The sequence below is a fragment of the Saccharothrix hoggarensis genome (genome assembly GCF_042678885.1).
Lineage (GTDB): Bacteria > Actinomycetota > Actinomycetes > Mycobacteriales > Pseudonocardiaceae > Actinosynnema > Actinosynnema hoggarensis.
On record NZ_JBHTLK010000284.1, the window covers coordinates 1 to 7,994 of the forward strand.

Here is a 7,994-nt window from a genome sequence, read left to right on the forward strand (position 1 = left end):
GGCCTCGCCGCCCCACCGGGCCGCCGCGGTCCAGCCCTGCGCGACCACCACGACGTGCCCGAGCAGCCCGGCCAGCGCGATCAGCCGCATGACGTCACCGGCCCGGCGGTCCGCGGCGAACCGCACCCGCACGGCCAGCGCCCACGTCGCCCACGCCTCGCCCCACCCCGGCCAGCCGTGCTCGAGGTCGAGGTCGTCACCGCGCCCGGCCAGGAAGATCCCGACCATCTCCTCCTCGCGCTCCCGCCGGTACCACGCGGGCAGGACACCCAGCAGCGCCCGGTAGCGGCGTTCCAGGTTCGACCCCGCCCCGCCGTCCACCGCCCCGCCGTCCACGAGGTCACCGTCCACCGCGTCACCACCGGCCGTGCCCGCACCCGCCGAGTCCCCGCTCACCGCGCCTCCCTCGCCTTCAGCACCGACGACGCGGCGCGCACGTTCGCCGACAGCCGCGCCACCTCCGCCGACAACGCCCGCACCCCGGCGTCGGTCAACCGGTAGTAGCGCCGCAGCCGGCCCTGGTGGACCTCCTCGCGGTCCCGCTCGGCCAGGCCTTCGGCGACCAGCCGGTCGAGCACCCCGTAGAGGGTGCCCACCCGCAACCGCGTCCGGCCCTCCGACAGCTCCTCGACCGCGCGCACGATCGCGTACCCGTGCAAGGGCTCCTCCGCCAACGCGGTGAGCACCAGGAACGCCTGCTCCGACATCACTTTCACACCGCAGGTTATATCGCGACGCGGTATATATCGGCAATAGTTCTGGACACTGGATATCCAGGATTGCGCTAGGGTGGTGATCATGAAGATGGCCGAGGGCGTCGAATGGGCCCTGCACTGCTGCCTCGACCTCGCCTGGGCCGGCGACACCCCCGTGGCCGCGGCCCGCCTCGCCGCCCACCACGGCCTCCCCCCGGCCTACCTCACCAAGCAGCTCCAGGCCCTCGGCCGCGCCGGCATCGTGCGCTCCGTCCCCGGCCCCGGCGGCGGCTACCTCCTCGACCGGCCGCCGCACGCCGTCACCGTCATGGACGTCGTCACCGCCGTCGACGGCCCCGACCCCGCCTTCCGCTGCACCGAGATCCGCCCCGACGGCCCGCACACCACCCGGTGCGCGATCGACACCGCCATGCACCGCGCCGAACTGGCCTGGCGACGTGAACTCGCCGCCCGCACCCTCGCCGACCTCGACGCCGACGTCCGCCGCGCCGACCCCGACGCCCCGGACCGCACCCGCGCCCGCCTCACCTGACACCCGAAGCCCGAAGCAGGACGCACACACCCGGAAGGACACCGACCGTGCCGCACACCCTCACCAACCCCGACGGGCTCAACGACCCCACCGGCTACGGCTACAGCCACGTCGCCACCACCACCGGCGACCTCGTCCTCATCGCCGGCCAGTACGGCGCCGACGCCACCGGCCACCTCGTCTCCGACGACTTCGCCGCCCAGGTCGACCAGGCCTACGCCAACCTCGGCACCGCCCTGCGCGCCGCCGGCCTCGACTACCGCCACGTCGCCCGCCTCGGCACCTACGTCGTCGACCACGACGCCGACCGCCTCGCCGTCCTCCGCGACCGCGTCACCCGCATCTGGGGCGACCGGCCACCCGTGCAGACCCTGCTCGGCGTCGCCACCCTCGCCCTGCCCGGCATGCTGTTCGAGGTCGACGCGATCGCCGTCCGCTGACCCGCCGGTCCGGCCCCCGCGTCCACCACGAGGGCCGGACCGGCGCCGTCACCCCGACCGCGGGCGGCCCAGCGTCGCCACCGCGTCCTCCGCCAGCCGACCCAGCCGCTCCCGCTGCGGGAAGTCCCCCACCGGCACCGCGCCACCTCGCGCGCCGTCGCGTACTCCACCACCGACACCGCGTCCAGGTTCGACAACGTCACCAGGCAGTGCCGCCCGTCCGCGCTGCTCAACGACCAGTACGGCAACGCGCCCACCGGGTGGTGCGCGTACCCCCGCACGAGGTTGGCGAACGTGCGGCCGTCCAGGAACGTCACCGTGCCCGCGGCGGACTTGCCGACCACGACCACGTCACGCACGGCAGCCGTGCCGGGCTGGGCGGCGTGGGTTGGGCGGTGCCGGCTCGGGCGGTGCCGGGTTGGGCCGTCGCCGCGCCGGAGGACAGGAGGAAGGACGCCGCCGCGAGGGCGGCCACCAGGCGTTTCATCAGCGGTCCTTCCACCGACGACACCGAACCGGAACCGAGCGGTTCACTGTGTCCCACGTCCGCGTCGCCGGCGGGAGCGCCATTCGGATGTGAAACAGATTCGCGATAGCCGGACGTCGACCACCCACCCCGCCACACCGGGGAGATCACCCCCGACACCGCGCACTAGGGTGGCCCGCCGTGGACCCGATCACCCCCACCCCCGACTCGGACCCGACCGACGCGCTGTCCGCCGTGCCCGCCTTCGGCGCCGGCCGCGGACTCGCGCCCACCGGCAGGCTCCGGTTCTTCTTCGGCCCCATGGACTGCGGCAAGTCCACCCTCGCCCTGCAGATCGACCACAACCAGGCCCGCCAGGGCCGCCGCGGACTCCTCCTCGTCCGCCACGACCGCTCCGGCACCCCCACCATCTCCAGCCGCATGGGCCTCGCCCGCAACGCCCTCGAAGTCGACGAGGACATGGACCTCTGCGCCCTCGTCCGCGACCACTGGGCCCGCGGCGCCCGCGTCGACTACCTCATCGTCGACGAAGCCCAGTTCCTCTCCCCCGACCAGGTCGACCAACTCGCCGAACTCGCCGACGACGCCCACCTCGAGGTCTACTGCTTCGGCCTGGCCACCGACTTCCGCAGCACCCTCTTCCCCGGCTCCCAGCGCCTCGTCGAACTCGCCGACGAGCTCAACGCCATCCAGGTCGAGGTCCTCTGCTGGTGCGGCCGACCCGGCCGCTTCAACGCCCGCGTCCACGACGGCGACGTCGTCCGCGCCGGAGACACCGTCCTCGTCGCCGACACCGCGCCCCACCCCGGCGCCACCCCCGACACCGCCGAGGTCCGCTACCAGGTCCTCTGCCGCACCCACTACCGCACCGGCGACCTCGGCCCACACCTCGTCAGCGGCCGGCAACTCAGCCTCACCTGACCCGGCCGGGCGACGTCACGGCGTCACGTCGGGCGAGCCGCCACCCCGGTCACCTCAGGCCTACCGGTCACTTCAGGCCGACCGGTCACTTCAGGCCGAACACCAGCCCCGCGTGCAACCCCACCGCCGCCTTCGCCCCCGCCGCCGCGGACGACACCACCTGCGCCATCGGGTCCACCACGTTCCCCGCCGCGTACACACCGGGCACGCTCGTCGCGCCCCACGCGTCCACCCGCACCAACCCCGCGTCGTCCCGCTCGCACCCCAACGCGTCCAGCACCCCGTCACGCGGCCGGAACTCCGGCGCCACGAACACCGCCCGCCGCGCCACCAACCCCTCCGCCGCCGTCTCCACCCCGTCCGCCGACACCGCCGACACCGGACCGTCCACCACCCGCACGCCCCGCGCGGCCAACGCCTCCCGCTCGCCGTCCGCCAACGGCCGGACCGCGAAGTACACCAGGTCCGACGACCACTCCCGCACCAGCAACGCCTGGTGCGGCGACCGCTCGTGCGTCCCCAGCACACCCAGCGGCCCGTCCGCCACCTCGAACCCGTGGCAGTACGGGCAGTGCAGCACGTACCGGCCCCAGCCCTCCCGCAGCCCCGGCACGTCCGGCAGCTCGTCGCGCAACCCCGTCGCCACCACGACCCGCCGCGACCGCAGCACCTCGCCGCCGTCCAGCTCCACCCGGAACTCCGGGTCCGCCTCCCGCGCCGGCTCGACCCGCTCCACCCGGGCCACCCGCCCCGACACGAACCGGCCCCCGTAGCGGGCCACCTCGTCCCGGCCCACGCCCAGCAGCTCACCCGGCGGCACACCGTCCCGCGACAGGAACCCGTGCACGCCCTCCGCCGGCGCGTTGCGCGGCTCGCCGGAGTCCACCACCACGACGCTCCGCCGCGCCCGCCCCAGCACCAGCGCCGCGTTCAACCCCGCCGCGCCACCGCCGACCACCACCACGTCGTCCATGTCGTCCACTCCCTCGTCAGGTGTCCGATCCCTGTGGACGAGGATGCGCCCGTGTCCCACAATGGACAAACCTTGTTGCCGAACCTGGGAAACGATCATGGCCGATCCGCCCGCAACACCCACCGACGACCCCGTCGAAGACCTCATGGACGACGTCCTGGACAAGGTCGGCGAACGACTGCGCCACATCCGCACCAGCCGCGGCGCGACCCTCGCCGACCTCGCCGCCGCCACCGGCATCTCCAAGAGCACCCTCTCCCGGCTGGAGTCCGGCCAACGCCGGCCCAGCCTCGAACTGCTCCTGCCCATCGCCCGCGCCCACCGCGTCCCGCTCGACGAGCTGGTCGGCGCGCCGCCGGTCGGCGACCCCCGCATCCGCCCCGTGCCGATCCGCCGCCCCGGCATGACGATCCTGCCGCTCACCCAGCAGCCCGGCGGCCTCCAGGCGTTCAAGATGATCATCACGCGGCGCGGCGAGCCCGACCCCAGGACCCACACCGGCTACGAGTGGCTCTACGTGCTGTCCGGGCGGCTGCGCCTGATCCTGGCCGACTACGACGTGGTGCTCGCGGCGGGCGAGGCCGCCGAGTTCGACACCCGCCTGCCGCACTGGTTCGGCGCGGCGGGCGACGACCCGGTGGAGGTGCTGAGCCTGTTCGGCAAGCAGGGCGAGCAGATCCACATGCGCACCCGCCGCGCCACCTGACCGGCCACCCTCCCCCGGCCCGACGGCGCGCCGGCCGATGCCGCACCTGATCACCGGGGCGTCGAGCGGACCCGCCACACTGTGCGCATGACAGGCAGGCGCAGCGCCGGCATCCTGCTCCACCGCGAGGTCGACGGCGAACCGCAGGTGCTCCTCGGGCACATGGGCGGCCCGTTCTGGGCCCGCAAGGACGACGGCGCGTGGTCCATCCCCAAGGGCGAGCCCGACGGCGACGAGGAGCCGGAGGCCACGGCGCGCCGGGAGTTCACCGAGGAGCTGGGCCTGCCCGTGCCGGACGGCGAGCTGGTGCCGCTGGGCGAGGTGCGCCAGTCCGGCGGGAAGGTCGTGCAGGCCTGGGCGCTGGCGGGCGACCTCGACCCCGATCGGGTGGTTCCCGGCACGTTCACCCTGGAGTGGCCGCGCGGGTCCGGGGTGTTCCGCGAGTACCCCGAGGTCGACCGCGTCGTTTGGTTCTCCCTGGTCGAGGCGCGTGTGAAGGTTGTGACGGCGCAACGTGAGTTGATCGACCGACTGGCCGAGAAGTTTGGTTTTGGTCAACACTGAAGCTATAGAGCTTATAAAGCATCCATCTGGACGTTTGACGTGGGTCCGGACGGGTGATTCATCCATCATGCCCGCCACCGTGTACGACCGTGCCGCCACACAGCGTGGCGGCGGTGCCGAAAGTTCTCGAAATAACTTTGCGTGACCACGAGCATGACGGACGTCACTACTGCTGCGTTAAACCCGCCGTAACGTCGCGGTCCGTGGTCGGTCTAAGCTGTCGCAGCCGCACGACTTCTGCCGCGACTGCTCCATCCGTGTGATGGTGTACCTCGGTAGCTTGATAACGCGTCACGAACCGGCCGCGATTGCATCCCTTAGGAGGAAGCCTTCGTTGACGGGTGAAAGACGTCACTGTGGGCGACGATGACCGTGAAGCCGGGAACGAACGGAGCAGTCCGGTCGTTGCACTCGGTGAGCAACAAGCCTGGGCCCCGGCCCTGAGCCGAGCGAAAGGACACCGCCATGGCCGACCGCGTTCTACGGGGTAGCCGGCTCGGAGCAGTCAGCTACGAGACCGACCGCAATCACGACCTCGCCCCGCGCCGGTCGGTGCGGTACGCCTGCCCCAAGGGCCACGACTTCGAGGTCCCGTTCTCCGACGACGCCGAGATCCCGCACACCTGGGAGTGTCGTCTCCACGGCCAGGAGTCGAAGATCATCGACGGCGCCGAGCCGGAGGCGAAGAAGGTGAAGCCGCCGCGCACGCACTGGGACATGCTCCTGGAGCGGCGCACGATCCCGGAGCTCGAAGAGCTGCTGGACGAGCGGCTGGAAGAGCTGAAGGGGCGGCGCACCCGCACCGCCTGAGCCACACCGCGACGTGGGAGGGGCCCGCCGGACGCATCCGGCGGGCCCCTCCCACGTCCGGGGTCAGCGGTTGCTGGGCGCCTTCGCCTTCTTCGGCGCGAACAGGCCGCGCAGCTGGTTCGCGCGCCGCCGCACGCCCCACTTGGTGACCCGCCACAGCGCCTCGCGGACGATGTTGCCGCTCATCTTCGACTCGCCGATCTCACGCTCGGTGAACGTGATCGGCACCTCCACGACCCGGTAGCCGAGTTCGATGGTGCGCCACGCCAGGTCGATCTGGAAGCAGTAGCCCTGCGACGCGACGGTGTGCAGCTTGAGCCGTTCCAGCACCTCGGCGCGGAACGCGCGGAAGCCGCCGGTGATGTCCTTGACCTTCGCGCCGAGCGCGAGCTGCGAGTACACGTTGCCGCCGCGGGAGATCAGCTCCCGGTACTTGGGCCAGTTGACCGTGCTGCCGCCGGGCACGTACCGCGACCCGAGCACGAGGTCCGCGTCGCGCAGCGCGTCGAGCAGCCGCGGCAGGTCCTCGGGGGCGTGGGAGCCGTCCGCGTCCATCTCCACGACCACGGCGTAGTCGTGGTCGAGCGCCCACCGGAAGCCCGCCACGTAGGCCGCGCCGAGGCCCGCCTTCTCCGTGCGGTGCAGCACGTGGACCCGGTCGTCCGCGGCGGCCATCTCGTCCGCGAGCTGCCCGGTGCCGTCGGGGCTGCCGTCGTCGACCACGAGCGCGTGCGCGTGGGGCAGCGCCGCGTGCAGCCGCGTCACGATCTTCCCGATGTTGTCCCGCTCGTTGTAGGTCGGGATCACCACCAGCACCGGCCCGAGCTCGCGGTCAGGCTGCGCCTGCTGGTCCGCCATCCGTTTCCTCCTCGCCGACACCCGCACCAGGGGTCGGACGCGATCGTCGTCGTTTCGTCGTCAAGCTGAACGCCACGGCCATGAGGCCCAGAGCGGTCATCACCCACTCGGGCCATGCGCCGAGCCGGGTGGCCAGCGTAGCCTCCCCCCGCAGCGGGAGCGTCGCCACCAGCGCGTCGGCGGTGAACATGCCGGTGCGGGCGGTGACGGAGCCGTCTGGCTGCACGATCGCGCTGACCCCGCTGGTGGCCGCGACGACGACGGCCTTGCCGTGCTCGACGGCGCGGACGCGGGACATCGCCAGCTGCTGGTAGGTCATCTCGGTGTAGCCGAACGTGGCGTTGTTGGTGGGGATGGCGATGAGGTTCGCGCCCGCGGTGACGGAGTCGCGGACGACGCCGTCGAACGCGACCTCGTAGCAGGTGTCGATGGCGACCTTCGCCGGTCCCATGCTGAAGCCCCGCGGGTCGGTGCCGGGCTGGAAGGTGCCGGCGCGGTCGACGGTCTCGGTGAAGATCCGGAAGAACGACCGGTAGGGCATGGTCTCGCCGAACGGCTGGAGCTGCCGCTTGGTGTAGGTGTCGGTGGCGCCCGCGCCGGGTTCGTAGAGGACGACGGTGTTGCGGGGCAGCTTGTCGTCCTGGTCGATGACGACGGCGCCGACGGCGATGGGCGCCTGGATGGCCTCGGTGGCGCGTTGGATCTGGGCGGCGGCGTCGACGTTGCGGAACGGGTCGATGTCGGACGAGTTCTCCGGCCAGATGACCAGGTCGGGGCGGGCGGCGCGGCCGGCGCGGACGTCGTCGGCGAGTTGCAGGGTGCGCTTGACGTGGTTGTCGAGGACGGCGCGGCGCTGGGCGTTGAAGTCGAGGCCGGCGCGGGGCACGTTGCCCTGGATCGCGGCGACGGTCGCGGTGCCCTGGTCGGGGTCGGTGTGCACGAGCGCGGACGCGGTGACGCCCGCGGCGAGGGGCAGCACGACGGCAG

The 7,994-nt window shown here is 72.6% G+C and carries 12 protein-coding genes; 6 read left to right on the forward strand and 6 right to left on the reverse strand.

The features are described from left to right. Both ACFQ3T_RS32265 and ACFQ3T_RS32270 read right to left on the reverse strand, forming a co-directional pair. A partial coding sequence (locus ACFQ3T_RS32265; protein WP_452603492.1) for a hypothetical protein occupies positions 1-396 on the reverse strand: 396 nt, incomplete at its 3' end. Next, positions 393-707 (reverse strand): PadR family transcriptional regulator, encoded by a 315-nt coding sequence (locus tag ACFQ3T_RS32270; protein ID WP_380729205.1) that lies wholly within the window; start codon positions 705-707, stop codon positions 393-395. The genes ACFQ3T_RS32270 and ACFQ3T_RS32265, both read right to left, overlap by 4 nt. Before the next feature lie 91 nt (positions 708-798). On the opposite strand from ACFQ3T_RS32270, the gene ACFQ3T_RS32275 reads away from it, so the two are divergent. Together ACFQ3T_RS32275 and ACFQ3T_RS32280 are read left to right on the forward strand one after the other, a co-directional pair. Further along, positions 799-1,248 carry an RrF2 family transcriptional regulator gene (locus tag ACFQ3T_RS32275; protein ID WP_380729192.1) on the forward strand — a complete coding sequence of 150 codons (450 nt, stop codon included), beginning with the start codon at positions 799-801 and terminating at the stop codon, positions 1,246-1,248. 47 nt (positions 1,249-1,295) lie between these two features. Beyond that, positions 1,296-1,688 carry a RidA family protein gene (locus ACFQ3T_RS32280; protein WP_380729194.1) on the forward strand — a complete coding sequence of 131 codons (393 nt, stop codon included), beginning with the start codon at positions 1,296-1,298 and terminating at the stop codon, positions 1,686-1,688. 313 nt (positions 1,689-2,001) lie between these two features. Here ACFQ3T_RS32280 and ACFQ3T_RS32285 read toward each other — a convergent pair whose 3' ends face one another. Then, on the reverse strand, positions 2,002-2,175 hold the full coding sequence (locus tag ACFQ3T_RS32285; protein WP_380729196.1) for a hypothetical protein: 174 nt from the start codon (positions 2,173-2,175) through the stop codon (positions 2,002-2,004). Positions 2,176-2,364: 189 nt separating this feature from the next. On the opposite strand from ACFQ3T_RS32285, the gene ACFQ3T_RS32290 reads away from it, so the two are divergent. Continuing rightward, positions 2,365-3,096 (forward strand): thymidine kinase, encoded by a 732-nt coding sequence (locus ACFQ3T_RS32290; RefSeq protein ID WP_380729207.1) that lies wholly within the window; start codon positions 2,365-2,367, stop codon positions 3,094-3,096. A gap of 85 nt (positions 3,097-3,181) precedes the next feature. Here ACFQ3T_RS32290 and ACFQ3T_RS32295 read toward each other — a convergent pair whose 3' ends face one another. Continuing rightward, positions 3,182-4,069 (reverse strand): NAD(P)/FAD-dependent oxidoreductase, encoded by an 888-nt coding sequence (locus tag ACFQ3T_RS32295; RefSeq protein WP_380729198.1) that lies wholly within the window; start codon positions 4,067-4,069, stop codon positions 3,182-3,184. A gap of 145 nt (positions 4,070-4,214) precedes the next feature. Between ACFQ3T_RS32295 and ACFQ3T_RS32300 the strand changes: the two genes are divergently transcribed. The 3 genes from ACFQ3T_RS32300 (at position 4,215) to ACFQ3T_RS32310 (ending at position 6,149) form a co-directional block, all read left to right on the forward strand. Further along, entirely contained in the window at positions 4,215-4,775 is a 561-nt protein-coding gene (locus tag ACFQ3T_RS32300) for a helix-turn-helix domain-containing protein (RefSeq protein ID WP_380729209.1), read from the forward strand. 87 nt (positions 4,776-4,862) lie between these two features. Further along, a complete protein-coding gene (locus ACFQ3T_RS32305) occupies positions 4,863-5,339 on the forward strand; it encodes an NUDIX domain-containing protein (protein WP_380729200.1) in 477 nt (158 codons plus the stop codon). 465 nt (positions 5,340-5,804) lie between these two features. Continuing rightward, a complete protein-coding gene (locus ACFQ3T_RS32310; RefSeq protein ID WP_053722354.1) occupies positions 5,805-6,149 on the forward strand; it encodes an RNA polymerase-binding protein RbpA in 345 nt (114 codons plus the stop codon). Between the two features lie 63 nt (positions 6,150-6,212). Here ACFQ3T_RS32310 and ACFQ3T_RS32315 read toward each other — a convergent pair whose 3' ends face one another. Further along, positions 6,213-7,007, reverse strand: coding sequence for a polyprenol monophosphomannose synthase (locus ACFQ3T_RS32315; protein WP_380729202.1), 795 nt, complete (start codon positions 7,005-7,007; stop codon positions 6,213-6,215). After that, positions 6,982-7,994, reverse strand: a 1,013-nt coding sequence (gene lnt / locus ACFQ3T_RS32320) for an apolipoprotein N-acyltransferase (RefSeq protein ID WP_380729203.1), incomplete at its 5' end; no start/stop codon positions are given. The genes lnt and ACFQ3T_RS32315, both read right to left, overlap by 26 nt.